Origin of the sequence: Brevibacillus sp. SYP-B805 (genome assembly GCF_011059135.1) — a bacterium.
GTDB lineage: Bacteria > Bacillota > Bacilli > Brevibacillales > Brevibacillaceae > Brevibacillus_F.
This window is the reverse complement of the sequence record NZ_JAALGD010000008.1, coordinates 98,672-125,009: the sequence shown is the minus strand read 5'-3', so window position 1 is coordinate 125,009 and position 26,338 is coordinate 98,672. Positions and strand designations below refer to the sequence as shown.

General features: G+C 53.9%; 24 protein-coding genes. 22 read left to right on the top strand and 2 right to left on the bottom strand.

Going from position 1 to position 26,338, the window contains the following annotated elements:
* Positions 1 to 139 precede the first annotated feature (139 nt).
* The 5 genes from G3578_RS11735 (at position 140) to G3578_RS11715 (ending at position 6,259) form a co-directional block, all read left to right on the top strand.
* Positions 140 to 1,123, top strand: a complete 984-nt coding sequence (locus G3578_RS11735) for a quinone oxidoreductase family protein (protein ID WP_165212844.1) — start codon at positions 140 to 142, stop codon at positions 1,121 to 1,123.
* Between the two features lie 56 nt (positions 1,124 to 1,179).
* Complete coding sequence (locus G3578_RS11730; protein ID WP_165212842.1) at positions 1,180 to 2,619, top strand: nicotinate phosphoribosyltransferase; 1,440 nt, start codon at positions 1,180 to 1,182, stop codon at positions 2,617 to 2,619.
* Positions 2,620 to 2,859: 240 nt separating this feature from the next.
* On the top strand, positions 2,860 to 3,501 hold the full coding sequence (locus tag G3578_RS11725) for a futalosine hydrolase (RefSeq protein WP_165212974.1): 642 nt from the start codon (positions 2,860 to 2,862) through the stop codon (positions 3,499 to 3,501).
* Complete coding sequence (locus tag G3578_RS11720; RefSeq protein ID WP_165212840.1) at positions 3,498 to 4,337, top strand: 1,4-dihydroxy-6-naphtoate synthase; 840 nt, start codon at positions 3,498 to 3,500, stop codon at positions 4,335 to 4,337. The genes G3578_RS11725 and G3578_RS11720 overlap by 4 nt, the downstream gene beginning before the upstream one ends.
* A 674-nt stretch (positions 4,338 to 5,011) precedes the next feature.
* Positions 5,012 to 6,259, top strand: coding sequence for an MFS transporter (locus G3578_RS11715; RefSeq protein WP_165212838.1), 1,248 nt, complete (start codon positions 5,012 to 5,014; stop codon positions 6,257 to 6,259).
* 72 nt (positions 6,260 to 6,331) lie between these two features.
* Here the strand turns inward: G3578_RS11715 and G3578_RS11710 are convergent, their stop codons facing one another.
* Together G3578_RS11710 and G3578_RS11705 are read right to left on the bottom strand one after the other, a co-directional pair.
* Complete coding sequence (locus G3578_RS11710; RefSeq protein WP_277603140.1) at positions 6,332 to 6,940, bottom strand: nucleotidyltransferase family protein; 609 nt, start codon at positions 6,938 to 6,940, stop codon at positions 6,332 to 6,334.
* Positions 6,933 to 7,982, bottom strand: coding sequence for an XdhC family protein (locus tag G3578_RS11705; RefSeq protein ID WP_165212834.1), 1,050 nt, complete (start codon positions 7,980 to 7,982; stop codon positions 6,933 to 6,935). Before G3578_RS11705 ends, G3578_RS11710 begins: the two co-directional genes overlap by 8 nt.
* 260 nt (positions 7,983 to 8,242) lie before the next feature.
* Here G3578_RS11705 and G3578_RS11700 point away from each other — a divergent pair, with 260 nt between their 5' ends.
* The 17 genes from G3578_RS11700 to G3578_RS11620 all read left to right on the top strand — a co-directional run bounded on the left by G3578_RS11700 (position 8,243) and on the right by G3578_RS11620 (position 26,324).
* A complete protein-coding gene (locus tag G3578_RS11700; protein WP_165212832.1) occupies positions 8,243 to 9,109 on the top strand; it encodes an FAD binding domain-containing protein in 867 nt (288 codons plus the stop codon).
* A gap of 57 nt (positions 9,110 to 9,166) precedes the next feature.
* On the top strand, positions 9,167 to 9,679 hold the full coding sequence (locus G3578_RS11695) for a (2Fe-2S)-binding protein (protein ID WP_165212830.1): 513 nt from the start codon (positions 9,167 to 9,169) through the stop codon (positions 9,677 to 9,679).
* Complete coding sequence (locus G3578_RS11690; protein ID WP_165212828.1) at positions 9,669 to 12,020, top strand: aerobic carbon-monoxide dehydrogenase large subunit; 2,352 nt, start codon at positions 9,669 to 9,671, stop codon at positions 12,018 to 12,020. Before G3578_RS11695 ends, G3578_RS11690 begins: the two co-directional genes overlap by 11 nt.
* Positions 12,021 to 12,112: 92 nt before the next feature.
* A complete protein-coding gene (locus tag G3578_RS11685; RefSeq protein WP_165212826.1) occupies positions 12,113 to 13,057 on the top strand; it encodes an XdhC family protein in 945 nt (314 codons plus the stop codon).
* A gap of 26 nt (positions 13,058 to 13,083) precedes the next feature.
* Positions 13,084 to 13,569, top strand: coding sequence for an SRPBCC family protein (locus G3578_RS11680; RefSeq protein WP_165212810.1), 486 nt, complete (start codon positions 13,084 to 13,086; stop codon positions 13,567 to 13,569).
* On the top strand, positions 13,566 to 14,432 hold the full coding sequence (locus tag G3578_RS11675) for an AAA family ATPase (protein WP_165212809.1): 867 nt from the start codon (positions 13,566 to 13,568) through the stop codon (positions 14,430 to 14,432). The genes G3578_RS11680 and G3578_RS11675 overlap by 4 nt, the downstream gene beginning before the upstream one ends.
* 2 nt (positions 14,433 to 14,434) lie before the next feature.
* Positions 14,435 to 15,604, top strand: coding sequence for a VWA domain-containing protein (locus G3578_RS11670; RefSeq protein ID WP_165212808.1), 1,170 nt, complete (start codon positions 14,435 to 14,437; stop codon positions 15,602 to 15,604).
* Positions 15,605 to 15,822: 218 nt separating this feature from the next.
* Positions 15,823 to 16,353: a hypothetical protein gene (locus G3578_RS11665; RefSeq protein WP_165212807.1), complete on the top strand. Its 531-nt coding sequence runs from the start codon at positions 15,823 to 15,825 to the stop codon at positions 16,351 to 16,353.
* A gap of 183 nt (positions 16,354 to 16,536) precedes the next feature.
* Positions 16,537 to 17,457 carry a ketopantoate reductase family protein gene (locus tag G3578_RS11660; protein ID WP_165212806.1) on the top strand — a complete coding sequence of 307 codons (921 nt, stop codon included), beginning with the start codon at positions 16,537 to 16,539 and terminating at the stop codon, positions 17,455 to 17,457.
* Positions 17,454 to 19,145: a sigma-54 interaction domain-containing protein gene (locus G3578_RS11655; protein WP_165212805.1), complete on the top strand. Its 1,692-nt coding sequence runs from the start codon at positions 17,454 to 17,456 to the stop codon at positions 19,143 to 19,145. The genes G3578_RS11660 and G3578_RS11655 overlap by 4 nt, the downstream gene beginning before the upstream one ends.
* Before the next feature lie 353 nt (positions 19,146 to 19,498).
* On the top strand, positions 19,499 to 20,680 hold the full coding sequence (locus G3578_RS11650; protein ID WP_206529644.1) for a thiolase family protein: 1,182 nt from the start codon (positions 19,499 to 19,501) through the stop codon (positions 20,678 to 20,680).
* Positions 20,681 to 20,710: 30 nt separating this feature from the next.
* The gene (locus G3578_RS11645; RefSeq protein ID WP_165212804.1) at positions 20,711 to 21,859 is read left to right on the top strand and encodes an acyl-CoA dehydrogenase family protein; all 1,149 of its coding nucleotides are present in this window, start codon (positions 20,711 to 20,713) and stop codon (positions 21,857 to 21,859) included.
* 59 nt (positions 21,860 to 21,918) lie between these two features.
* Positions 21,919 to 23,067 carry an acyl-CoA dehydrogenase family protein gene (locus tag G3578_RS11640; protein ID WP_165212970.1) on the top strand — a complete coding sequence of 383 codons (1,149 nt, stop codon included), beginning with the start codon at positions 21,919 to 21,921 and terminating at the stop codon, positions 23,065 to 23,067.
* A gap of 131 nt (positions 23,068 to 23,198) precedes the next feature.
* Positions 23,199 to 24,392, top strand: a complete 1,194-nt coding sequence (locus tag G3578_RS11635; RefSeq protein ID WP_165212968.1) for an acyl-CoA dehydrogenase family protein — start codon at positions 23,199 to 23,201, stop codon at positions 24,390 to 24,392.
* A 227-nt stretch (positions 24,393 to 24,619) separates the two neighbouring features.
* Positions 24,620 to 25,393: an SDR family oxidoreductase gene (locus G3578_RS11630; protein ID WP_165212802.1), complete on the top strand. Its 774-nt coding sequence runs from the start codon at positions 24,620 to 24,622 to the stop codon at positions 25,391 to 25,393.
* 60 nt (positions 25,394 to 25,453) lie between these two features.
* Positions 25,454 to 25,891 carry a MaoC family dehydratase N-terminal domain-containing protein gene (locus tag G3578_RS11625; RefSeq protein ID WP_346774003.1) on the top strand — a complete coding sequence of 146 codons (438 nt, stop codon included), beginning with the start codon at positions 25,454 to 25,456 and terminating at the stop codon, positions 25,889 to 25,891.
* 13 nt (positions 25,892 to 25,904) lie between these two features.
* Positions 25,905 to 26,324 carry a MaoC/PaaZ C-terminal domain-containing protein gene (locus G3578_RS11620; protein WP_165212800.1) on the top strand — a complete coding sequence of 140 codons (420 nt, stop codon included), beginning with the start codon at positions 25,905 to 25,907 and terminating at the stop codon, positions 26,322 to 26,324.
* The last annotated feature ends 14 nt before the right edge of the window (positions 26,325 to 26,338 follow it).

Here is a 26,338-nt window from a genome sequence, read left to right as displayed (position 1 = left end):
TCATTATTGGCAACCGCTTTCCCGAGCGTTGGGAGAGTTGGCGCGGCATATACGGAATCGACGGGGGAGGGATTTTCCGCCGCGTGTAGAATGTACTGGTAGGTTTCGGAAAACAGAGGGATAGAGAGGAGTCACCCAGATGCATGCAGTCCTTGTAACGCAATTCGGCGGTCCCGACGTACTGAAACATACGACCGTGGACATGCCTTCGATCGGCGATAAAGATGTGTTGATCCGCGTTGTCGCCACCAGCGTCAACTTTGCCGATATCAAGGCGCGATACGGCAACTATCATGGCGGAAAGCAGCCTCCGTTTATCCCCGGTTTGGATGCCGCAGGGGTCATTGAGGCGGTAGGTTCCGAGGTTCGGCAATTCAAGGTGGGACAGCGGGTGATCGCGTTTCCGAAAAACGGCTCTTACGCTGAATATGTGGTGGCAGACGAGAGCCTCACCTTTTTGCTGCCGGACGCCGTCGACTTTGAGACAGCGGCGGCATGCCCCATCGTCTCGTTTACCTCCTACAAGCTTCTGGCGGATGTCGCGAGGCTGGAACCCGGCGAAACGGTTCTCATCCATGCGGCGGCGGGCGGAATCGGAACGACGGCGATTCAGCTGGCCAAAATACTGGGTGCCGGTCTTGTGATCGGAACCGTCGGAAGTGAAAAGAAGGCCGCCATCGCGTTGGAAGCGGGGGCGGATCATGTCATCTGCTATGAGAACGATGACTTTGCGGAGAAGGTAAAGGCATTGACGAATGGCGAAGGGGCCAATGTGATTTTGGACTCGATTTCCGGGCGGGTAACGGAGAAAAGCCTGGACTGCCTGGCCATGTACGGCCGGCTCGTTCATTTCGGCAATTCGAGCGGCGAAGTTGGGCATGTTAAAACCATCGATCTGCATGCGAGCTGCCGTTCCGTGCTCGGCTTCAGTTTCGGAACAACCAGAAAAAAGCGGCCGCATCTGCTACGTGAAACAGCCGAGCGCGTACTTGGGCTTTTGGCGGAGCAGCGGTTAACCATCAAAATCGGCAGGCGCTTTTCCCTGGAGCAGGCTGCGCAGGCCCACGAATGGGTGGAAAGCAGGCAGAGCACGGGAAAAGTATTGTTGGAAGTGAGCAGCTAGAACCGGAGGAGAAGGCTCCATTCCCGAATGCGGGCCATCTGGAGAGGAGCAATTGGATGAAGTATGGTCATTTGTCCCTGCATACCGACAAATATGAAGTAAACATGATGTATGCCCATTGGAAGTTTGGCACGCACAACCGAAAACACGTATACGAAGCCTATTTTCGCAATCTTCCGTTCGGCAACGGATTTGCGGTTTTCGCGGGGCTGGAAAGGTTGATCCATTACATCAATCACCTGCAGTTTACCGAGGAAGATATTGCCTATCTCTCCGAACAGGAAGAGAAGTACGATCCCGCCTTCCTGGACGAGCTGCGGAACTTTCGATTCAGCGGCACTATCCGGGCCGTCAAAGAAGGGACGCTTGTGTTCCCGAACGAACCCCTGATTCAGGTGGAAGCGAGAGCATTCGAGGCGCTTCTGATCGAGACGGCCATCCTCAACTTCATCAACTATCAGACGTTGATCGCCACCAAGGCGGCACGCATTCGCCAGGTCGCACCGGATGATACGCTGATTGAGTTTGGGACAAGGCGAGCGCAGGAAGCGGATGCCGCCATCTGGGGGGCAAGAGCAGCCTACCTCGCCGGATTTGATGCAACCTCCAATTTGCGGGCGGGCATGATGTTTCGCATCCCGACCAAGGGGACGCATGCCCATGCATGGGTACAGGATCATCCCAGCGAAGAGGAGGCGTTTATCCGTTTTGCCGAAGCGCTGCCTGATCAAGTCACGCTTCTTGTGGATACCTATGACACGCTGAAAAGCGGGATTCCGAACGCCATCAAGGTGGCAAGGATGCTGAAGCAGCGGGGGAAAAAGCTCCTGGGAATCCGGATCGACAGCGGAGACTTGGCCTATCTCTCCATCCAAGGGCGCAAGATGCTGGATGACGCGGGGTTTCCCGACGTGAAAATCATGGCGTCCAACGATTTGGATGAAACCATCATTTTCAACTTGAAAGGGCAGGGGGCCAGAATCGATGCGTGGGGCATCGGCACCCGATTGATAACGGCGGCGGATCAACCCGCCCTGGGCGGCGTCTACAAGATGGTAGCCTACGAAGAAAACGGCACATACGTCCCCACCATCAAAATCTCGGCCAATCCGGAGAAGATCACAACACCCGGGGTGAAGCGCGTCTACCGCATCATGAACAAACAGACGGGAAAGGCGGAGGGGGATTATATTGCCCTGCATGACGAGGACGTGCAGAACCAGGATCATCTTGTCCTGTTTGATCCCGTTCACACGTACATCCGCAAGGTCGTGACCGATTTTGAAGCGGTGCCCCTCCTGGAAACGATCTTTCTCAACGGGAAACAGGTGTATCAGCTGCCGCAGCTGGATCAGATCAGGGAATACCACAAGCAGCAGCTTTCCTTGTTTTGGAAGGAGTACCTTCGTCTGTTGAATCCGGAGGTATATCCCGTCCACTTAAGCCAGAAAACGTGGGACATGAAAATGAACCTGATCAAAAAATATGTGAAGTAAGACAAAAAGGTCCGCGACATGAACGGACCTTTGACGCGTTTTGACGATCGGTACACTTGGCACGCAGAACCCCTCTTTACAAGAATCCGGGAGAAAGATAATTTGGAGGAAGGTTATTGTTTGAAACGATGAGAGACTTCTCGCCGAACTTTTTCATGGAAAGAAAGGGAGAACAGGAACGTGAATGCGCATGTGAAAACGGACGCGTCTGAACCAGCTTCCTGTCAGCAGCAGCCGGGAATGCGCGTCCTCGTGGTGACCTCGGTTCCGGCGGAAAGGGACGCCGTCTTGCGTGGGCTCCGCGGTGCAGACGGATTTGACGTCTTGGTGGGCGGAGTCGGGCCAGCAGCTGCAGCAGCCAGCACGGCCGCGGCGTTGGCAGCGGCCCGGTATGGGCTGGTGGTGTGCGCCGGAATCGCGGGAGGCTTTGCCGGTAGAGCCGAGGTGGGCTCCCTGGTGGTGGCGAATGAAATCATCGCCGCCGACCTGGGCGCGCAGACCCCGGAAGGCTTCTGCAGCCTGGACGAGCTGGGTTTCGGCTCCACCCGCATCCCGGTTGACGCAAGCCTGGTCAACCGGGTGACGGCGGCCATGCAGGCAGCCGGACTGCCAGTGACGACGGGTCCTGTGCTCAGTGTATCCACCGTGACCGGCACCGCTGCAACCGCCCAGGAACTGGCCGCTCGCGTGCCCGGGGCGACCGCTGAAGCGATGGAGGGCTACGGGGTGGCAGCCGCTGCCCGCCTGTCCGGAGTACCCATCCTGGAAATCCGCGCGATCTCCAACGCTGTCGGCCCGCGCGACCGGTCCTCATGGCGAATCAAAGAGGCGCTGCAGATGCTGGAAGCAACAAGCACAGTACTACTGGAGGTGTTCGCATGAAAATCGCTTTCTCACCCTGCCCTAACGACACATTCGTTTTCCACGCCTGGGTGCACGGCCTGGTGCCCGGCGCCCCGGAACTTGACGTAACCTATGCGGATATCGACATCACCAACAATCTGGCAGTAAGTCCGAATGGCCCGGATGTCCTGAAGATTTCGTATGCGGCGCTGCCGTGGGTGCTGGACGACTATGCGCTGCTTCCCTGCGGGGGAGCGCTGGGAAGAGGCTGCGGGCCGCTGGTGCTCACGAAAAATCCGAGTGGAACCCAGGACCCGGCGGTGCTGGCAGGCCGCCGTGTAGCGGTACCCAGCGAACGTTCGACCGCCTATCTGCTCTTCCGGCTGTGGGCAGCCCGACACGTGCCGGGAGGGGTAGGCGAGATTGTGGTGATGCCGTTTCATGAAATCATGCCGGCCGTTCGCGACGGCAAGATCGATGCCGGGCTGGTTATCCACGAGGCACGCTTCACCTATCCAGCATATGGCCTGAACCTGCTGGTCGATTTGGGCAGCTGGTGGGAAGCCGACACCAATCTGCCGATTCCGCTCGGCGCCATCATTGCCCGCCGCTCGCTGGACCGGCAGGCGATCGCCGGCTGGATACGGGCGTCGGTGGAATATGCGTGGGCGCATCCGGAGGCGTCGCAGGCGTATGTGATGCGCCACGCGCAGGAGATGGATCCCGCCGTTGCCAAAGCGCACATCGACCTGTATGTAAACGAGTTTACCCGCCATTTGGGCGAGGAAGGGTATGCGGCGGTAAGCGCGCTGCTCGGCCGCGCCGCGGAAGAAGGGCTTGTGCCGAAGGTGGATCTGGCGGCGCTGCGCGGTTAACTGCAACGGAGACTGCCAATCGGCCAATCGAAATCGTGGAAAAGAGAGAGGGATGGGGGCCGAGTGCCTGATTTACAATGATCGGCATGAACTGGGGGCAAAAGCGACCGGTATTTTGTACGTGCAGCGGGGAATGTGCAGCTGGGCATTCGCCGCTGTTAATCTTTTCATGCGCAGTTTTTCTTGACAGAGAGCCAATACCCATCCTATACTTTGCATGTTAGACAAAAACAGTATGCGCCCCTGCGAGAAGGGGAACATGGCGAAAGGAGGCTTAACGATCATGGTAAGTGAATTCGTACAAACAAACATCGCGAAAACATTTCCCGATCGTTCGCATGCGGGATGGCTCTCGTGCGCGTTCCCCGGCCGCCATGGAATCAGGGGTTGCGGAAAGCAAGCCGTTTAATCGGCACCATCCATGCATGAAGACAGACGTCGGGAAGAAACCGGCGTCTTTTTGCGTTTCACAAGGCGTCGGCAAAAGCCCGGCGTCTTTTTGTGTGGTTCGGAACGTCAAAAAAAGTGACGGCTGCCCGGTCAGATTTTGCAGGAGTGTGGAGAGAGGGCCTGTGAACACAGAGCCGGTACACGGGTGAAGGGAGTGGTCGCCAAAACCCAATAGATGCTGGGATCGTCAGCCGGTCAGATTCAAAAAAAGAAAGAGGGATGTTATGACTGTGCAATCGACTGCCAACTTCTCGGCGGCAGCCTTGTTCCGCAACGCGGTGGTACGAACCATTCTGCTGTCGGTGTTTTTCCTGCAGATCGGCGTCTGGGTCCGCAACTACGCCATCCTGCTCTACGTGATGGAGCGGACGAACGGGGATCCGGTTGCTGTATCGCTCATATCCGTGGCCGAATTTGCACCGATCTTTTTGTTCTCCTTTATCGGGGGCACGTTTGCCGATCGTTGGCGGCCTAAGCGCACGATGGTCTGGTGTGACGTACTCAGCTCGCTTTCCATGTTTGTCGTGCTGCTTACAATGGTGTTCGGCAGTTGGAAAGCCATCTTTTTCGCGACGCTTGTTTCCTCCGTATTGTCGCAGTTTTCGCAGCCGTCCGGCTTGAAATTGTTCAAACTGCACGTACCGGAACAGCTGATCCAGATGGGGATGTCCATGTACCAGACGATATTTGCGCTGTTTATGATCTTGGGGCCGATTGTCGGGACATTTGTTTATCAGCATTACGGCATCGGCGCCGCGCTCGCCATCACGGGCGCAGCCTTCTTGCTGTCCGCTGGCGTGCTGCTGATGCTGCCGCCAGACCGCGACTTGGAGGAGCGTGCGGAGAAAACGACGCTGTGGCAGGAAATGAAGGCGGGTTTTCAATATGTGTTGGGGAACCGTACCTTGACCTCGCTCGGCGGCTGTTTTGCCGCAGCGGGGTTGGCGATTGGCTTGACGCAGCCGCTGGTGGTTTTCCTCATCACGGAACGGCTCGGCTTGCCGAAGGAGCATTTGCAGTGGCTGATGGCAGCCAATGGCATCGCGATGATCCTGGGCGGCGGCGTGATGATGGGGCTGGCGAAAAAGATCGCGCCGCAAAAGCTCCTCATATTCGGGATGACCGTCAGCGCCTGTGGCTTTCTGGTGATGGGGCTGTCCACGCAGTTATGGCTGACGCTGACGGCCCAATTTATCTGCGGACTGGTCATGCCGTGCATCCATATCGGGATCAACACGCTGATTTTGCAAAATGCCGAGGCTTCGTTCGTTGGCCGTGTCAACGGAATCCTCAGCCCGCTCTTCATGGGCGCGATGGTGATCATGATGAGCATCACCGGGTGGCTGAAGGCAATGTTCTCGCTGGTGGCGATGTTCGAAGCGGCCACCGTACTGTTCTTCATCGGCGTGCTTGTGATTCTGCCGCTGCTGAAAGGGCAGGCGGTCCCGCAAAAAACGCTCCAGCAGGAATAAAAAGGAAGCAGCCAGGTATACGAAAACACCGTTATCGACGATTCGGTAACGGTGTTTTTTACGGCGGTCAACTTAATGCCAAGGGAAAGATCTTTCGAATTTCTTCAGATCGTCCGGCGTGTCGATGTCTGCTCCCCACAGGGGATGAGCGGTGGGGAGCAGTTTCACTTTCTCGGCGTGACGCTTGATGATGGAGCGGCCTCCTTCATCCCCGTGCAGCTCTGCAAATTCTGCAAACAGCTCGGCATCAAACAAAACAGGATGTCCGGGTATGCCATCGTACTGGGGGCGCACGATCCGAATGCCGGCCGAGCGGCACTCCGTATACGTCTGGAGCAGCTTCTCGATCAACACCGGCGGCACAAAAGGTTGGTCGGCCAGAAAAACCAATGCGGCGTCGACACGGCCATCGATCGCTGCGATGCCCCTCCTTAACGATGCCGCCATTCCCTCGGCGTAGTCTGGATTCCTGACAATTTCCACGGGCAGTTCCTTTGTATGCTCCTGAAGGAACTGTAGATGCTCTCCCCCTACGAGGAGGACGGGACTCAATCGTGCATGGATCGCACATTCAACGGCATGTAGGAACAATGGTTTTCCGCGAAAATCCAGCAATAATTTGGGCGCTCCCATCCGACGCGACATTCCTGCCGCCAAGATAACCGCACCGATCCTAACCATGGATTTTCGTGCGGCCGTGAAGGGGCAGGCCGCTGCTGCCGCTTCGGACCATCATCAGTTCAGATATGATGCTGATCGCGACTTCCTCAATTGATTCGGCGCCTAAATCCAAGCCAATCGGTGCGTGCAGGGGACCGCTCGACAGATCCGCCCCGATGTTTGCAAGCATTTCCTGGGTGCGCGACAGGGGGCCCAACACGCCAATGAAGCGCGGGCTGCTTTTTAAGGCGAGCGCTAACGAAGCTTCATCCCGACTCTGCTGGTGATTCATGATGATCCACCAGCTGTCGCGTAAAGCGGCAGGGTCTGCTGCACTGGGTTCAACGACCAGATGGGATGCGGACGGAAAGCGAAAAGGATTGTTAAAGTCTTTGCGAGGATCCAGTACGGTGACCCCAAAACCCACCTGCGCCGCGACCGAAACAAGGGGGACTGCATCATGGCCGGCACCCGCGATAATCAATCGTTCACTGGGGCGCATGGTATCAATGACAAACCGGCGATTACCATGGGTCATAACTTCTGCACGCGTTCGCTGGAAAGTGCGATCCAATGCTTGCTGTCGAACCTCGTTCGGGAGCTGTGCCAGATCTCCCCAGCCATTCCCGTTTTCATCAAGCAGGACGCGAACACCTGTCGGAATTTCCAGAATCAGCGTAGTGGGACGCTCTTCCTGGATGACGGTCATGGCTGTTTGCCAGAAGCGATCATCCTGATCGACAGGAACAATCAGGATTTCCAAGGATCCTTTACAGCCGATGCCGAGCGTCCATAACTCATTTTCACTCAGATCATACTGTTTGGTAAGAGGCGTGGATTGCCGAATGGCTTCTTTTGACCATTCAAACAAATCGCTCTCCAGGCAACCGCCGCTCAATGTGCCAAACATCTGCCCATCCGCTGCCATCATCATTTTGGCGCCAGGCTGGCGGTAAGCCGACCCGCGCACCTCCGTAATCATCAAGATCGTTGTTTTTTGATTTCGTTCCCAGGCTTGTTTCATTTTGTGCATGACATCCCGTGCCTCTTGCAAGCGCGACAAGCGAGCTCCCTCCTTCACTTATCTTTCAGGTCTCGGCAACAGCCGAGTATGGAACCCTCATCCGACCAACCGGAAACAATATGTGACAAATTCTTTCAATAGCAGTCGGAAAATCTCTCGAAAGACAATCCCGATGGTGATAATAATAAAATTCTATGTTTTAATTTTCAATATTTTAACCATTCTTAATATGTGATATAATTGTTTATGTTCAGAACAATCAAAAATATTAAATTTTATAAAGGAGGGATAAAAATTTTATGATTCCCAATGCATTCGATTATTTTTCACCGACTTCTGTGGATGAAACGATCGCCCTGCTGCAAAAACACGGGTACGATGCGAAGATTTTGGCGGGCGGTCAAAGTTTGCTTCCTATGATGAAGCTGCGCGTTGCGATGCCGTCAGTACTGATTGATATCAATCATGTTGACGATTTGCGCGGCTGGCGCGAAGAGAACGGTTATTTGCGAATCGGGGCGCTGACCAGGCATGCGGATCTAGAAAATGAACGAAACTTGATGGACCGCTACCCGCTGTTATCGAAAACAGCGGAATGGATTGCGGACGTACCTGTTCGCAATCGGGGTACCATCTGCGGCTCTCTCGTTCATGCTGATCCGGGTTCTGACTGGGGAGCGGCAATGATTGCCCTGCATGCGGATGTGGAGATAATCGGCCCATCCGGAGTGCGGCGGGTTTTTATCGATGACTTTTTTGTCGATACCTTCACGACAGCGCTTGAGGTGGATGAGATTGCATCGGCGGTATTGATTCCTTCTCCGATTGGCCGCGCTGCAGCACGCTACATGAAATTGGAACGCAAAGCGGGGGATTTTGCCATTGTTGGTGTGGCGCTGCATGTGGTCAAGGCGAACGACGGAACCATCCTGGACGTCGGTATTGGGTTATCCGCATGCGGCGATGTTCCAGTTCGGGCCAAAAAGGCGGAAGAATGGTTGCTTGGGCGTCCTTTGGATCAGGAAACGATCAATCAGGCGTCGCTGCTGGCCCAGGAAGAGGCGAATCCGGCGACGGACCTTCGCGGCAGTGCCGAGTACAAGAAGGACCTGGTCAGGGTGTTCGTAAAGCGGGGGCTTGAGGAGATTGCGGAAGAGCTTCGCTAGTTTCGCCTGACGGATTTTACTCGTTAGAAAAATGAATCAGGGAGGGGGCATTCCTTTATGCAAATACGTGTAACAGTAAACGGACGTGTTTATGAATCGGATGTCGAGCCCCGCACGCTGCTCGTCTACTATCTCAGGGAACACCTGAGACTGACGGGGGCGCATGTCGGATGCGATACGACTACTTGCGGAGCTTGCACCGTATTGTTGAACGGCAAGGCAGTTAAATCCTGTACCGTGCTGGCGGTACAGGCGAACGGCCAAGAAATCCTGACGGTAGAAGGACTGGAACGTGACGGTGAACTGCATCCGCTGCAAAAAGCATTCTGGGAAGAGCATGCCCTCCAGTGCGGGTACTGCACGCCCGGAATGATCATGACAGCATGTGAACTGTTGGAACGAAATCCTTTACCGACCGAGGAGGAAGTGCGCAAGGGTATTTCAGGCAACGTATGCCGATGCACCGGTTATGTGAATATCGTCAAAGCCATTCAATCGGCAGGGCGTGTCTTGGCGGCGCAAAAAATGGATCCGCATAACCAATCGGAGGTGGTTCCCAGTGGCAATTAATCAATGCGAACTTCGGCCGATGGGAAAATCGATCCATCGGAAAGAAGATCCCCGGTTTATCCGAGGTCAGGGTCGTTATGTAGATGACATTGTATTGCCAAATATGCTGCACATGAGCATTGTCCGCAGTCCCTATGCGCATGCCAGGATTAAAAGCATCAATACCGACGCTGCCTATCAGGTCCCCGGCGTCAAATTGATTATCACCGGTGAGGATTTGGCAAAGCTGAAGCTGGCCTGGATCCCGACGATGGCCGGGGATGTGCAAATGGTGCTGGCGGTCGGGAAGGTGCTTTACCAATACCAAGAGGTGGCGGCCGTCGTTGCGGAGACGCGTGCTGCGGCGGTGGATGCAGCTCAACTGGTCGAGGTCGAATACGAGGCGCTGCCTGTCGTCGTTGACCCGTTCCGCGCAATACAGCCGGATGCCCCCGTGTTGCGGGATGATCGGGAAAAGAAGAGCAATCACATTTGGCACTGGGAAGCGGGAGATCGTGAAAAGACAGAGGAGATTTTCAAAGACGCTCCCGTGGTGGTCAGCCAGGATGTGCGTTTTCAACGGGTTCACCCGTCCCCGCTGGAACCATGCGGATGTATCGCGGATTACAACAAGGGAACAGGCAAATTAACCTGGTATGTCACGTCACAGGCGCCCCATGCGCATCGCACGGTATTGGCGATGGTCAGCGGTCTGCCTGAACACAAGATTCATGTCATTTCTCCGGACGTTGGCGGAGGGTTTGGGAACAAAGTTCCGGTCTATCCGGGATATGTCTGCGCCATCGTTGCTTCCTTGCAGCTGGGACAGCCGGTCAAATGGATCGAAACCCGTACGGAGAATATCGCAAGCACCGGGTTTGCCCGCGATTACCATATGAAAGCCGAGATCGCTGCAGATGAAAACGGAAAAGTTCTAGCCTTGCGAGTGAAAACGCTTGCAGATCACGGCGCGTTTGACGCGGCGGCGGATCCGACGAAGTTTCCTGCCGGCTTGTTCAGCATCGTCACCGGTTCCTATGATTTTCAGCAGGCGTTTGTTGAAGTGGACGGCGTCTATACCAACAAGGCGCCGGGGGGCGTGGCCTATCGTTGTTCTTTCCGTGTCACGGAAGCCGCTTATCTGATCGAACGAACCATGGATGTCCTGGCACGCAAGTTGAACATGGATCCTGCCGACCTGAGACTGCGCAACTTTATCAAGAAAGAGCAGTTCCCTTATCAGTCTCCGACAGGATGGACCTATGACAGCGGCGACTATGAGCAAACATTCAAGCTGGCCCTTGAGAAAATCGGCTATCAGGAACTGCGCAAGGAACAGGCGGAGAAACGGGCGCGCGGCGAGTTAATGGGCATTGGCATTTCCACATTCACGGAAGTGGTTGGTGCTGGTCCTTCCCATTCGTTTGATATCATGGGGATCAAAATGTTTGACAGTGCTGAAATCCGCGTGCATCCGACCGGAAAAGTGATTGCCCGATTGGGAGTACGGCATCAGGGACAGGGGCATGAAACCACTTTTGCGCAAATCATCGCAGAAGAACTGGGCTTAACCACGGATGACGTGTTGGTGGAAGAGGGCGATACCGATACGGCTCCCTATGGCTTGGGCACCTATGCAAGCCGCAGTACCCCAACAGCAGGAGGAGCAGCGGCGCTTTGCGCACGGCGCATCCGGGAAAAGGCGAAGAAAATTGCCGCTCATCTGCTGGAAGTGGGAGAAGAGGATGTTGCATGGAATGGAGAGGCGTTCCAGGTAAAAGGGCTCCCCTCCCGCAAGGTTACGATGGGGGAAGTGGCCTTGGCAGCCTATACGAATTTGCCCGAAGGCATGGAGCCCGGTCTGGAAGCAACCTATTATTACGATCCGCCCAATCTGACCTTCCCGCATGGGGCCTATATCGCGGTTGTGGATATTGACAAAGGGACGGGCGCTGTGAAAGTACGCCGTTTCCTGGCCGTTGATGACTGCGGCAACGTGATTAATCCCATGATCGTGGAAGGCCAAGTACACGGTGGATTGACGGAAGGTTTTGCGATTGCGTTTATGCAGGACATTCCGTTTGACGAGGATGGAAACTGCCTGGCCCCGAACTGGATGGACTATCTTGTACCCACTGCTCTGGATTCGCCGCATTGGGAGACGGACCGAACCGTTACGCCATCGCCGCATCACCCGATCGGTGCAAAAGGTGTGGGCGAATCACCCAATGTCGGTTCCCCGGCCGCCTTCGTCAATGCGGTTGTGGATGCGCTTGCACCGTTTGGTGTTGAGCATATCGACATGCCGATTTTCCCCTGGAAGGTTTGGGAAATTTTGCGCAAGAGCGGGGTAACGGAATAAGAGGAAGTCTTGGGTAGGAGAGGAGGATGGTCTGACGGGGGACTCCCCGTCAGACACCCTGTATGGATAAGATCTGGCAAGAGGCTCTTCGAATGGAAGAAGCGCGGGAACCGTTTGCGGTGGTTACCGTGGTTCGCACCGTAAAACCCACTTCGGCGATTGTCGGAGCAAAGGCGTTGATTACCTCCACGGGAGAAATGATCGGATTCGTCGGCGGCCAATGCATCCAAACGCTTGTCGTTTCACAAGCATTGAAATGTATCGAAAACGGGGCCAGCCATCTGGTGCTGATCACGTCTGATCCGTCGCAGTCTCGGACAACGGACGGTCTTACCGTTTTGCCGATGACCTGCCACTCGGAGGGAACCGTTGAATTGTTTATCGAGCCAAAGCTTCCGGCACCCGTTTTGCTGGTGATCGGTCATTCTCCCATCGCGGACAATCTGCAAAAACTGGCGGCTCACTTGAATTTTCAGGTTAGATCCGTGGTCATGGAACAGGCGGCTTCTGCAGATGCATCCAACCTTTCCGGATTGACCGAAACCATCCAGGCTCAGCTGTCACCGGGAGCGTATGTGGTTGTCGCATCGATGGGTCTCTATGATACGGAAAGCATACTGGCGCTGCAAGGATGCGAACTTTCCTATGTGGGGCTGGTCACAAGTCCCAAACGCCGGGAAGCGGTATTGGCAGATTTGAAGATCCGGGGAGTTTCGGAAGAGTTTTGTTCCTTTCTTTCCGCTCCGGCAGGATTGGACTTGGGGGCGGTAGACCCGGCCGAAATCGCGGTTACGATTTTGGCGGAAATCATCGAATACAGAAGGAAGAAACGCACCTTTGCTCCATTGACGCTGCAGGTAACAGAGAACAAGACCCGGCGGGAAGTGATCGATCCGATCTGTCACATGGTGGTGGATTTGAACACGACGCTGCATAAAGCGGAATATCAAGGCAAGGAGTATGGATTTTGTTGTCCGCATTGCCGCCAGGAATTCTTGAAAAATCCGGAAAAATATGCACATACGGTAGAAGTTTAAGATGCAAGTCGAAGGAGGAATGACAATTGAAGAACTACAGTGGTGATTTTACCATCCCGGTGTCCCGCGAAATGGTTTGGAATTTTCTTATGGATCCGCACAAGGTGGGACCTTGTCTGCCTGATTTGTTAAGCATGGACGTCACTGACAATCAAAATTTTCGCGCAAAAGTGCGGGTTGGTTTAGGTCCGATTCGGGGTGCTTTTGATCTGGCAAACGTTATCACGATCGAGGAACCGGGCAAGGCGGCTTCGATGTCGGTCAAGGGTGGCGGCATGGGAAGCGGGATTGATATGAGCGCCAAAATGTTTTTGGAAGATCTGGAAGAACAGCAGGGTACCCTGTTGAAATGGACATGTGATGTCGTGGTCAGCGGTCCGATCGCCACCATCGGGGGACGGTTGATTGACGGGCAAGCTCGCAAGATTACGGAACAAGTGTTTGAAAACATTCGAAATGCGCTGATTTCCATGAAAAACGAAGTTGCGGTAGCAAATGAGGATGAGGAATGAACGAACAAATTAACAGGTTGCAGGAAGAATTGCAGCGAGCCCGTTATGTGGCGGATCAGGCACTCACTACCGTACTGTACTTGGCGGGGCGTCTCGGGCGCCCTGTTCTTATGGAAGGACCTGCCGGTGTGGGGAAAACGGAACTGGCGAAAGTGATGGCACAGATTCGCGGCGTTGAATTCATCCGCTTGCAGTGTTATGAAGGATTGGATGCTGCCCATGCTTTATATGATTGGGATTATCCCAAGCAGCTGTTAACCGCACGCACCGTCATCGAAGGACGTGATCAAGCAAAGATCTCAACCGATATCTACACCGAAGCGTATCTGATCGAGCGTCCCCTGCTCAAAGCATTGCGGACAGAACCCGCGCCCGTTTTATTGATTGATGAGGTGGACCGGGCGGACGAGGAGTTTGAAGCGTTGCTGCTGGAGTTTCTGGCGGAATTTCAAATTACGATTCCGGAAATCGGTTCGTTCCGTGCGCCGCATCCCCCCATGGTGATTCTGACGTCCAATCGTACCCGGGATCTTTCGGATGCGCTCAGAAGGCGTTGTTTATACTTCTGGCTTGACTATCCGAGCCCGGAGCGCGAAGTCGAAATTATCAAGCTGCGTGTGCCGGGATTGGCGGACAATCTCATCCGGCAAATTGTCCGGGCCGTGCGCCAAATGAGGCAGTGGTCCTTGTTAAAACCGCCGGGAATGGCCGAATCGATTGACTGGGCACAGGCAATGGAACAATTGGCTGTCAGCCAGCTGGATGAAGAAAGCATCTCCCTTACGCTGGGATGTGTGCTCAAGACGCAAGAAGATATGGAGTTTGTCTATCAGAAAGGTTTGTCACTGTTATGGAAGGGCTAGAGGTGCTGTTAAGACAGGTAGGCGTTTTGTCCGGAAGGATCGTCGAGCAGGTACAAAGTTTTGCTCCGTTTCTCAGACAGTACGGCTTTCGGGTGGGGACGCCTGAAAGCCTGACGGCAATCGCCGCCTTATCGGCCATTGAGATCGAGTCGATGGAACAAGTGATGGACGCCATGCGCTCCATCTACGCCAAAAGTCCGGCAGAATGGGGGATATTTCCGAGTCTGTTCAAACGTCATTTCGGGATATTGCAGCACGAATTAAAACAAAAGACAGTGATGGAAGCGGAAGGCGGTTTGCAAGGCTCCGGGAACTTCACCGCTGACACCTCTTCGTCCCTGCAGATTGAAGGAGCCATGCTGCGAGCATACAATCCCGATCACGGTCAGCGTTACGCCCTGCAAGTCATGAAAGAGGGACAGTTGCGGCAAATCCTGCATTGGACAAAGAAAGCTGTCCTTCAATTTGATAGCCCGCGCAGTCGGCGCTTGCAAAAGGGGCGGCGGTTTTCCATCGATTTTCGGCGAACATTGCGTACAGCCATGAAAAACGGGGGAGATCCTTTCGTCATCTATAAACGCAAATATCGCAAGGCTCGTCCGCGAATTGTGGTGGTGACCGATGTTTCAGGGTCGATGAAGCCGCACGCCGATTTCTTTACCACGATTGCCTGGGCGTTTCTGCATACCAAGGCCCGTGTGGAAGCATTCGTGTTCAGTACGGATATCAAGCGTGTGACACCGCTCTTGTCACGCAAAATTGTCCAGGGCATCCCCTATGAACAATTGATCGAGTTAAAGGGCGGTACGCGTATCGGATCTTGCCTGACACGTCTGTTGAACCGGTATGGAAGTTTGTTGCGGCAGAAAACGTGGCTCATCATTGTATCGGATGGCTATGATACCGGCAATCCCCAAATATTAAAACGCGCAATGGAGTCCCTTTCCGGGCAGGTAGGCAAAATTGTTTGGGTCAATCCGCTGCTGGGAGAAGAAGGATACGAACCGGTGGCAGCAGGGATGAGCACAGCGCTTCCTTACGTCGATCGGTTTGTGGATGTCCATGACCTGGAATCGTGGATGGAGGCGGTTAAGCGGAATCTTTTTGCAAACGGCGGTTCCGCTGATGATGCACCGTCATGGATACCAGGCATGCAATCGCAGAGTCTTTGATCACGCCGATGACATGGAGCCCTTTGGTCATGAGTCCGCGGAACACCTTTCTGTTTGGGATGGTTAGTTTATCACTTGCCATGCTGCCCAACAGGAAAGGTGTTTTTTATCAAACGTACCGGCAACCTCATTCTCTTCAAAAGGGCATGGCCGGTTCTGTAATGCGGAATGCGGCTTTCGATGAAAGAAAAGCATCCTAAAAGCATGGGGGGATCATCATGACGTTCGTCAATATGCTAGGGGTCCTGATCGTCACTGCTTATCTCGTCTATCAAATTTATCAACGGCGTGAAAAATTGACGGATATGGCCGGAATGATGATCGCGATGACCATCGGAATGATGGTGAGTCTGACGCTTGGCATTCTCTTCGGCGTTTCTTTGTATCATGATTTGACCAATTCCACCATCCTGGCTGTGGTGGCCGGGATGACCGCCGGTTATGCTGCCGGCAGACCCATAAGCTTGCTGGCCGTATTGGACGGCATGTTGGCAGGGATCATGGGCGGAATGATGGGAGCGATGCTTGGCGTCATGCTCGTCTTTCCCACAGCGATGATTTGGTTTGTCAATATCATCTTCGTTGCGGTGATGGTTGTCCTGCTGCGGCTTATTGCGGAGGAGACAGGAGACGCCCATAAAGAAGGGATCCAAGCAAAAAGACCTTTTTTCGGTAGAATCGGAATGATGGTTGGACTGATCGCCCTCACCGGAGTGTTCTTTGTTGTACAACGAATTTTTTGGGCGTAATTCCATGGAATGGCTACCTTTCTTGACGATTCCAAGATGAATTGGATAAGATAGAAGAACAATTCGAAAAGAGTGTAAATTCATGAAAATCGCAAGCGGCTTAAAGAGGATGTGGCGATAACCCGGTTTACCGATGTTTTTCAACGGAACCGGGTGATATTCTCTCTGGGGGAGTGGCGCATCTTGAGGATTGGAGTTATCGGTTCGGGTGCTGTTGGTGGGTTTTATGGGGCCATGCTGAAAAAGGCTGGACATGAGGTCGTTTTTCTGGCAAGGGGCATACATCTGCAAGCCATGAAAGAAGATGGTCTGCTCGTCAAAACCGATTTCGATTCCTTTCGGGTGGACGGTACGTTTACCGACAGCATGGAAGAGGTAAGCCAAGCGGAGTTGCTCCTGTTTACCGTCAAATCTACGGATACAAGGGAGACGGCAATGGCTCTTCACCCGTTATTGAAAGCGGATTCAAAGGTGCTTACCCTCCAGAACGGGGTGGACAATGAGGAGATCCTTGCGGAGATTTTCGGGAAGGAGCGCATCTTTTCCGGAGCAGCATACATTTCCTCACGTGTGGAAAAGCCAGGAGTGATCCGGCAGCATGGGCCGTACGCCATCATCATGGGTGCGTTGGAGAAATCCGCTCAAGATCAAGCTGCAGCGCTGCGGGAAATCTTTCATTCTGCCGGCATCGAGTGCAGGCTAACCGATTCCATCCTCGATCGAAAATGGGAGAAATTGTTATGGAACGTCACATTCAACCTCTTGACCGCCGCAACGAGAGCTACGGTTGGCGAGGTTCTGGATGATCAACATCTCCGGACGACGGCTGAACGCGTGCTGCGGGAAGCCGTCCAAATCGGCACGGCAAGCGGAGTGGACATCAGGCCGCATGTGATTGACAGCATTTTTCTTTCCGCCGGACAGGCAAGGAATCACAAGACGTCCATGCTGCAGGACAGGGAACGCGGAAAAAAGATGGAGATTGAATCGCTCTGCGGTTACTTGATCAGAAAAGCTGCCGTGTTGGGAATTGATGTACCGGTATTGCGGACGTTGTACACCATCCTGCTGTCCATTGAGGCAAAGGAGGGCTGCAACAGATGATCCCGCTCCGCGATTGGGTGGAAGCAGTCCCTTTTCCCGTCATCGTGACAGATACCACTGGCATCATCCAGTGTCATAACGCGATGTTTGCAAAAACGTTTCAACCTTTCGCCGCCAAGGAGAATATCCGAAATCTCTTTCAGCAATGGGAGGAACGGGGGAATCATCTGCTTTCGATTGAATTTCAGGGGGCCCCGTATCTGTTGCTCTATCATCCCATCGTAAATGAAGGGCAAGACATGGTCGTGTACGTGGCGGCCGATGGCTCCCATATCAAATTGTTGCAGCAGAAGATTACCGAGTTGGACAAACTGAACCGGGAGCTGGATGCCATTATTGAAAATTCGTATGATGCCATCTACATTACCGACAACCAAGGAACGACCCTGAAAACCAACTCCGCCATTGAGCGGATTACCGGCATCCCCAAGGAATACTATATCGGCAAAAACACCAGGGATCTCATGCAGCGGGGAATCTTGAAAGAATCCGTCACCTTTAAGGTGCTGGAACAGAGACGCCCGGTGACAGTCGTGCAGAGCAATTTTGCCGGCAAGGAAACATTGATGACCGGAACGCCTGTGTTTAACGAAGAGGGAGAAATCGAAAAGGTCGTCACCAATATCCGCGATCTTTCTGAATTGAACCAGCTTTGTCACGAATTGAACAAAGCGTTGGAATTGAACGATCAATACAGAAAGGAACTGGAGAAGCTGAAGACAAAAGCTTGCCGGGACCCGGATGTCATTGTGGAAAGCAGGCGCATGAGGGAGATTTACGATATGGCCGATCGCATCGCAGATTTCGACGCGACCGTCCTCATCCTTGGCGAGACGGGTGTCGGCAAAGATCTCCTGGCCCGGCATATCTACCGCGCAAGCAGCCGCTTCGGAAAGGGAGAGTTTGTCAAAGTGAACTGCGGAGCCATCCCGCATAATCTTTTGGAAACGGAACTGTTTGGCTATGAAGCGGGCGCATTTACCGGTGCCAGTCGGTCAGGCAAGCCGGGACTGTTTGAGCTGGCGCATGAAGGGGTGCTGTTTCTGGATGAGGTGGGCGAACTGCCGCTGGCTCTTCAGGTAAAACTGCTGCGGGTTCTACAGGACAAACAGGTTCAACGAGTAGGCGGAACCAGGCCCAAAAGTGTGGATGTGCGGCTGATTGCCGCAACCAATCGGAATTTGAAAGAAATGGTGCAAAAAGGGACCTTTCGGGAAGATTTGTACTACCGCCTGAACGTCATTCCCATCGCCATACCTCCCCTGCGGGAACGCAGAGAAGATATCTTGCCGCTGGTGCAATATTTTCTGAAACATTTCCAGGAGAAGTACCAGATCGACAGAGAATTCAGCAGGGAATTGAAAGAGTTTTTTTACCAATATCACTGGCCGGGCAATGTGAGGGAGTTGTCGAACCTGGTGGAACGATTGGTGCTGATCGTACCGGCCACATGCATCACCTTGGACGATCTTCCGAGCGAATATCGGCAAAAGGAGGAACAGCCGCTCTCCACCGCCAAAATCAAATCCTTAAAAGAAGCCATCGAATCCGCCGAGCGCGAAATGTTGACCATCGCCGTTGAAAAATTCAACAGTACGTACAAGATCGCGGAGGAGTTGGGAACCAGCCAGGCCACGATCGTCCGAAAACTGAAAAAATACCGTTTGCAAACGGCAAGCCGTAAGTGAAAAGGTGCTTCCAGCGAAGCGCCTTTTTTTAGTTTCTTAACTGCATGGCGGAGTTGGGCAGGAACCGCCCATACCTGCCAAGCGCTTGGGCAGACCGAGGAAATGGGGCGGGAAGCTGTTCGATACAAAAATGAATCAGTGATGCAGAAACAACTCCGCCGTTTTACCGGCTGACTGGAAGAGCTGAGCCTCTCCAAGAGGGGTCCACCCGTACAAACCCTGTATCAGTGCGGGGGATTGATGGCTGGAATTGAGGCGCATCCGTTGTCCCAGTCATTGGCATTATTCTTGCTAAATAAGATACAGCAAGGGGGATGGTGTGTGAACAATACCTTCATCATGGGGGCGGGGAAATGATACGCGAGATTGTCATTGTATCACCGGTACGGACGGCGATCGGCAAATATGGCGGAACGCTCAAAGATATTCCCTCGGGGACCCTGGGAGCGATCGTGATTGCAGAGGCGGTGCGCAGGGCAGGCATTGCCGCTGATATGGTCGACGAAGTGATCATGGGTGAGGTGCGGCAGTCAACAGAATCTTCCAATATGGCAAGGGTGGCGGCATTACGGGCAGGGATTCCGGAGAAGGCCACCGCCATGACGGTCAACCGGCTGTGCGCCTCCGGGATGCAGGCGGTTGCGTCCGCCGTCCAGCAGATTCTTGTTGGGCAGGCCGATGTTGTCGTGGCCGGCGGCGCTGAGAATATGAGCCGATCCCCCATTTATCTGCGCAATGCACGGTTTGGTGAAGGGAATCCGGTATTGGTGGATTCGAATCTGGAGAATGGGCAGCAGCCCAACGAAATATACGGTTCCCACCTCGGGATGGGGATAACGGCAGAGAATGTGGCGGAGCGGTACGGGATCAGCCGAGAGGATCAGGATGCCTTTGCGCTGCGCAGCCAGCAAAAAGCTGCAGAAGCCATTCGAAGCGGCAGATTTCGGGAGGAGATTGTGCCGGTTGAGGTGGCACAGAAGAAACAAACGGTTGGCTTTGATGAGGATGAGTTTCCGCGGACAACATCCATGGAGCAGCTGGCTGCCTTGAAACCGGCCTTCAAGCCGGGAGGAACGGTAACGGCGGGCAACGCATGCGGGCGAAATGATGGAGCCGCAGCCATGGTTTTGATGACCCAGGACAAAGCGGCGCGGCTGGATGTGAAACCGGTGGCCAGAATTGTCGACTGGGCTTGTGCCGGAGTTTCACCGGAAGTGATGGGGATCGGTCCAGTGCCAGCCGTCCGCAAGCTGTTGCATCGAACCGGGATGAAGCTGTCCGATTTCGGATTGATTGAATTGAATGAAGCATTCGCCGCCCAGGCGCTTGCGGTCATTCGCCAACTTGATCTGGATCCGGAGCGTGTGAATGTCAACGGGGGAGCGATTGCTCTGGGACATCCAGTGGGAGCAACCGGTGCCAGAATCATCACCACGCTGTGCCATGAAATGAAGCGGCGCAGGGAACAGTACGGCCTGGCCACTTTGTGTGTCGGCGGAGGCCAAGGCATGGCGATTGCGCTGGAATTGCTATAAGATCTTTCAGAATGCACGCGGGAGGACGCTATGGATTTTCAACTATCGGAAGAGCTGCAGCACATTCGGAAAATGGTCAGGGATTTTGTTGAAAACGAAGTGGATCCTGTTGCCCAGCAGATCGAAGAGGAAGACGCCATACCGCCACATCTGGTGGAGAAGGCAAAGGAGCTGGGGCTGTTTGGCATCAGCATTCCGGAGAAGTATGGCGGCATCGGTCTTTCCATGGTGGAGAAAGTCGTACTGCTGGAACAGTTGGGAAGAACGCACAACGGCTTTGTTTCCCTGATCACGGCACATACGGGAATCGGCAGCACCGGCTTGGTGAAGTTGGCCTCGGAAGCATTGAAAGAGAAGTATTTGCCCGACATGGCCACAGGGAAAAAAATCGCCTGCTTCGCCTTGTCGGAACCGGGGGCGGGCTCTGACGCGACCAATCTCTCGACCAAGGCCGTGGAAAAAGGAGACAAATGGATTCTAAACGGGATGAAGCATTTCATTACCAATGGTCCGATTGCGGATCTCTACACGGTATTTGCGGTAACCGACAAGGAAAAAGGGAGCAAGAGCGGCATTACCGCCTTTCTGGTGGAGCGAAATTTCCCCGGATTGATCGTGGGGAAAACGGACAAGAAGATGGGATTGAGAGGCTCTTATACCTCGCAAATCATTTTTGAGGACTGCGAAGTGCCGGCAGAGAATGTGATCGGGGAAGTAGGGCAAGGGTATGCCTCTGCCCTGAGAATCCTGGGGGAAGGTCGGGTCGGCTTGGCGGCCCGTACGGTCGGATCGTGCGACAAATTGCTTGAATTGTCAGCCAACTATGCGAAGGAGCGCGTGCAGTTCGGCAAGCCGATCAGCCATAACCAGGGCATTCAATGGATGCTGGCGGAAATGGCGACGGAGACGGAAGCGGCCCGAGCCTTGAACTATCGGGCAGCATGGTTGATCGATCAAGGCAGGAAAGCGATCAAGGAAGCATCGATGGCGAAGCTGTTCGCGACGGAAGTGTTTAACAAAGTAGCGGATCGGGCGGTACAGATACATGGAGGAATGGGCTACATCGCCGAATATCCGGTGGAGAGGTTCTACCGGGATGCCCGCATCACAAAGATCTATGAAGGAACCAATGAGATTCAAAAAAACATTATTGCCCAGAGGGTGCTGGAAGAATGCTAAGGACTTGATACAAAAATGAATCGCAATGCAACCGATAGAAAGGAGACAATCCCAGCATGATGGATTTTCGGCTGCCGGAAGACATTGCTCTCTTAAAGCAGCATGTGCGCCAGTTTGTGGAGAAGGAAGTGGAGCCGGTTGCGATGGAAATCGAGGAGAAAGACGAGATTCCCGCCCGAATTCTGGAGATGGCAAAAGAAATGGGGTTGTTCGGCCTTAGCATACCGGAAGAATACGGCGGACTGGGCATCGGCATGATCGGCAAATGCGCTGTCTACGAAGAATTGGGCCGCACCCACAATGGATTTACCACGGTAATCGGGGCTCATACCGGAATCGGTACGGTCGGGATCGTGGAGATCGGCAGCGAGCGGCAAAAACGAAAATATCTGCCGAGAATGGCCGCCGGAGAGCTGATCGGAGCATTTGCCTTGACGGAACCAAGCGCCGGGTCCAATGCCACCAACCTGAAAACCACGGCGGTCAAAAAAGGCGACAAGTACCTGTTAAACGGCAGCAAGCATTACATTACCAACGCGCCGATCGCTGATGTTTTCACCGTCATGGCGGTGACGGATCCGTCCAAAGGTCCGAAGGGAATCACCTCCTTTCTGGTGGAGAAGGATTTTCCGGGCTTTCATGTGGGCAAATGGGAAAAGAAGATGGGACTGCGCGGCTCCCACTCGGCCGAAATCTTTTTCGAAGATTGCGAAGTGCCGGAAGAGAACGTGCTGGGAGAAGAAGGAAAGGGATACGTCAACGCCCTGAAAATCCTTGCCAACGGGCGAGCAGGCCTGGCGGCGCGCAATCTGGGCTCCAGTGAAAAGCTGCTGGAGATGTCGATAAAATTCGCAAGCGAACGGGTCCAATTCGGCAAGCCGATTCTCGAACAGCAGATCATCCAGCATTACCTGGCGGAGATGGCGCTGGATATTGAATCCCTGCGCTGGCTGACGTACAGGGTCGCCTGGATGGTGGACCAGGGGATGAATGTGATCAAGGAAGCGGCCATGGTGAAGCTGCTGGGCTCCGAGGTTTACAACCGAGTGGCGGATAAGGCCGTCCAGATTCACGGAGGGATCGGCTACATTGCGGACTACCCGATCGAGCGCTTCTACCGCGATGCACGCATCACCAAAATCTACGAGGGGACTTCGGAGATTCAGAAAAACATCATCGCGGCCCAACTGAAGCGGGAGTATCTCTAAATGGATGTAAAAATTCAGGTGGCCGAATACGGGATTGCGGGAGAGTTGTTTGAGGTGGTCCCTCTTTTGACGGAAGAGTTCAAAAAAGTGCTGACAGCGGTTTAGAGGAAAGGAGGGGGAAATGCAGCATGATGAATTTCGCGCTTTCGGAGGAACAGGAAGCTGTCCGAAAACTGGTGCGCACGTTTGTTGACAGAGAGATAAATCCTTACATTCAGGAGTGGGATGCCAACGGCCATTTTGAACCGGCCATTCTGAAGAGACTGGCCGAGCTGGAATTGATGGGCGTCTGCATTCCCGAAAAGTACGGCGGGGCGGGGATGGATTACAACACGCTGGCCATTGTCTGCGAGGAGTTGGAACGGGGCGATACCGCCTTTCGCACCGCAGTATCCGTTCATACCGGTCTGAACAGCATGACGATTTTGCAATGGGGAAACGAATGGCAAAAAGAAACGTATCTCATTCCCCAAGCTCGCGGTCAAAAAATCGGCGCTTTCGGACTGACCGAACCGAATGCCGGTTCCGATGTGGCCGCCATGGTGACGACCGCACGACGCATCGGCGATCACTATCTCCTGAACGGTCAGAAGACGTGGATCTCTCTTTGCGATGTGGCCGACCATTTCCTGATCTTTGCCAAAACCGATCCGGACAAACGGCATGACGGCATCAGTTGTTTCATCGTGGAGCGTACCTTTCCCGGCGTCACGACCAGGGCTATCAAGGGTAAGCTCGGCATCCGTGCCGGCAACACCGGAGAGGTTTTCCTGGAGGATGTGCGGGTGCCGGCGGAAAACCGCCTGGGGGAAGAAGGCGAAGGATTCAAGATTGCCATGTCAGCGCTGGACAGCGGCCGTTTTACCGTGGCAGCTGGTGCCTGCGGCCTGATCAACGCGTGTTTGGAAGCAAGCGTGAAATACTGCCATGAACGCAAAACCTTCGGCAAGGAAATCGGCAGACACCAGCTGGTGCAGCAGATGATTGCCAAAATGGCGGTCAATCTGGATATTTCCCGCTTGCTTGTCTACCGTGCCGGTTGGTTGAAAAACCAGGGGAAACGCAATACCCGGGAGACCTCCATGGCCAAATGGTTTGCGTGTGATGCGGCCTTTGAGGCGGCGAACGATGCGGTCCAGATTCATGGGGCGTACGGGTATTCCCATGAATATCCGGTTGAACGCTACCTGCGCAACGCCAAGGCACCTGTCATCTATGAAGGGACCCGTGAAATCCATACCATCATGCAGGGAGAATACGCCCTTGGCTATCGCTCCGACAAACGGCTGAACCGGATGCTGCCGCCGTGGCCGTTTGAAGAATAAAGGAGGTTTCCAGCGAACCGGGATGGTGATTCTTGTCAAAAAAACACGAAGAAATCAGCTAGTAGCATGTCAAACTGGAATATACAATATATTATGAATATAATAAAAATTTTATCCTGAATATACCGACCGGTAGGTATGGCGGACACGAGTGTTATGCAAACGCTTTCAATGTCGACAAGGTTCCAGCCAATCTGCTTTCGCGGGAAAAAGGAGAGGTGGTTTCGATGCATGTTTACGATCTTTTCAATCTCAGCGGAAAAGTGGCCATCGTAACGGGAGGAGGACGCGGTCTTGGCGAACAAATCGCCATCGGTCTGGCAGAAGCCGGCGCCGATGTTGTCGTCTGCTCCCGCAAAAAAGAAGCTTGTGACGCGGTGGCGGAAAAAATCAAAGGTTTCGGCAGAAACAGCTTGTCGGTAATGTGTGACGTCACCAATCCGGAAGATGTGCAGCGCGTCGTGGAGGAAACCAAAAAAGCGTTTGGCAAGATTGACATCTTGATCAACAACTCCGGGATAACGTGGGGAGCCCCTGTTGAGGAATACCCGCTCGAAAAATTCAATCAAATCCTGCATGTCAACGTAACGGGCTTGTTTTTGATGTCGCAGGCGGTTGGCCGTGAAATGGCGGCACGCCAATACGGCCGGATCGTCAACATTGCGTCCGTCGCCGGTTTGGTCGGCAGTGATCCGCGCTATATGAATGCGATCGGGTATAACGCAAGCAAGGGAGCCGTCATTTCATTTACACGTGATCTGGCCGTCAAATGGGCGCGGCAGGGGATTACCGTAAATGCGATAGCCCCTGGTTTCTTCCCCAGTAAAATGTCATCCGGACTCCTGCAAAAGTTTGGAGATCAGATTCTGGAACGCACCCCCATGGGGCGTTTCGGAGGGGAAAACGACCTGAAAGGAACCGCCTTGTTCTTTGCATCCGATGCTTCCGCCTATGTAACGGGGCAAGTCCTTGCTGTTGACGGAGGGGTTACCGCGATATAAGAAATCGCCGCCCATATTGTCTCAGAGCCTATCAAAGTAAGGAAGACAGGAGGGGTTTCGGTGAGTGTGGAATTGTTTGCACCTTTTATCGGTATCGAGTCGCAACCGGTGAAAAATGAGGTGGAAAAAGGGGCTATTCGAAAGTTTGCCGAGGCGATCGGGGACCCGAATCCGATCTACCGGGACGAAGCGTACGCGAAAACCACCCGTTTCGGAAGGATCATCGCTCCGCCCACGTTTAGCCGAACGTTTGACTACGGGGAAATACCGGGCCTGAGATTCAAAAGGGAAGGGCTGATCCACGGGGAACAACATTTTGAATATCGACAGCCGATCGGTGCAGGTGACGTGTTGTACTGCTCGACAAAATTGGCAGATGCCTATGAAAAGGAAGGGAAATTGGGGAAGATGACGTTTCTGGTTTATGAGCAGAAAGGGATGAACGAATCGGGAGAAACGGTGTTTCTTGCAAGGTCAATCGTGATCTACAGAGGATAGGAGGGGGAAGGACATGACGAACAAAAGATGGCAAGCCGGAGACACGATTGGACCGCTTGTGAAGCCGGCCGTATCAAAAACGCAGCTGGTCATGTATTCCGGCGCTTCCGGTGATTATAATCCGATTCATACCGTTGAGGAGTTTGCCCAGCAAGCCGGTCTTGGCGGAGTGATCGCGCATGGCATGCTGACAATGGCGTTTGTGGGGCAACTGCTTACGGATACCATCGGCACGGAAGGTGATCTGCTGAAGTTTGGCGTCCGCTTTACCGGCATGGTGCGGCCGGGAGATGTCATTACATGTGAAGGCCGCGTTCAACACACCCGCATGGAAGGGGGGAGACAAGTCGTAACCTGCGAGGTGTGGGCTGCTACGCAGAAGGGAGAGAAAGTCGTCGTCGGTCAGGCGGAATTCGCATGTCCCGTTGAGTAACCCGATCACCATGC

Excerpts from the sequence above, each read along its gene's own strand:
- G3578_RS11735 (WP_165212844.1), top strand. The coding sequence starts at position 140 with ATGCATGCAGTCCTTGTAACGCAATTCGGCGGTCCCGACGTACTGAAA.
- G3578_RS11730 (WP_165212842.1), top strand. The coding sequence starts at position 1,180 with ATGAAGTATGGTCATTTGTCCCTGCATACCGACAAATATGAAGTAAAC.
- G3578_RS11725 (WP_165212974.1), top strand. The coding sequence starts at position 2,860 with ATGCGCGTCCTCGTGGTGACCTCGGTTCCGGCGGAAAGGGACGCCGTC.
- G3578_RS11720 (WP_165212840.1), top strand. The coding sequence starts at position 3,498 with ATGAAAATCGCTTTCTCACCCTGCCCTAACGACACATTCGTTTTCCAC.
- G3578_RS11715 (WP_165212838.1), top strand. The coding sequence starts at position 5,012 with ATGACTGTGCAATCGACTGCCAACTTCTCGGCGGCAGCCTTGTTCCGC.
- G3578_RS11710 (WP_277603140.1), bottom strand. The coding sequence starts at position 6,940 with ATGGTTAGGATCGGTGCGGTTATCTTGGCGGCAGGAATGTCGCGTCGG.
- G3578_RS11700 (WP_165212832.1), top strand. The coding sequence starts at position 8,243 with ATGATTCCCAATGCATTCGATTATTTTTCACCGACTTCTGTGGATGAA.
- G3578_RS11695 (WP_165212830.1), top strand. The coding sequence starts at position 9,167 with ATGCAAATACGTGTAACAGTAAACGGACGTGTTTATGAATCGGATGTC.
- G3578_RS11685 (WP_165212826.1), top strand. The coding sequence starts at position 12,113 with ATGGAAGAAGCGCGGGAACCGTTTGCGGTGGTTACCGTGGTTCGCACC.
- G3578_RS11675 (WP_165212809.1), top strand. The coding sequence starts at position 13,566 with ATGAACGAACAAATTAACAGGTTGCAGGAAGAATTGCAGCGAGCCCGT.
- G3578_RS11665 (WP_165212807.1), top strand. The coding sequence starts at position 15,823 with ATGACGTTCGTCAATATGCTAGGGGTCCTGATCGTCACTGCTTATCTC.
- G3578_RS11655 (WP_165212805.1), top strand. The coding sequence starts at position 17,454 with ATGATCCCGCTCCGCGATTGGGTGGAAGCAGTCCCTTTTCCCGTCATC.
- G3578_RS11650 (WP_206529644.1), top strand. The coding sequence starts at position 19,499 with ATGATACGCGAGATTGTCATTGTATCACCGGTACGGACGGCGATCGGC.
- G3578_RS11645 (WP_165212804.1), top strand. The coding sequence starts at position 20,711 with ATGGATTTTCAACTATCGGAAGAGCTGCAGCACATTCGGAAAATGGTC.
- G3578_RS11640 (WP_165212970.1), top strand. The coding sequence starts at position 21,919 with ATGGATTTTCGGCTGCCGGAAGACATTGCTCTCTTAAAGCAGCATGTG.
- G3578_RS11635 (WP_165212968.1), top strand. The coding sequence starts at position 23,199 with ATGAATTTCGCGCTTTCGGAGGAACAGGAAGCTGTCCGAAAACTGGTG.
- G3578_RS11630 (WP_165212802.1), top strand. The coding sequence starts at position 24,620 with ATGCATGTTTACGATCTTTTCAATCTCAGCGGAAAAGTGGCCATCGTA.
- G3578_RS11620 (WP_165212800.1), top strand. The coding sequence starts at position 25,905 with ATGACGAACAAAAGATGGCAAGCCGGAGACACGATTGGACCGCTTGTG.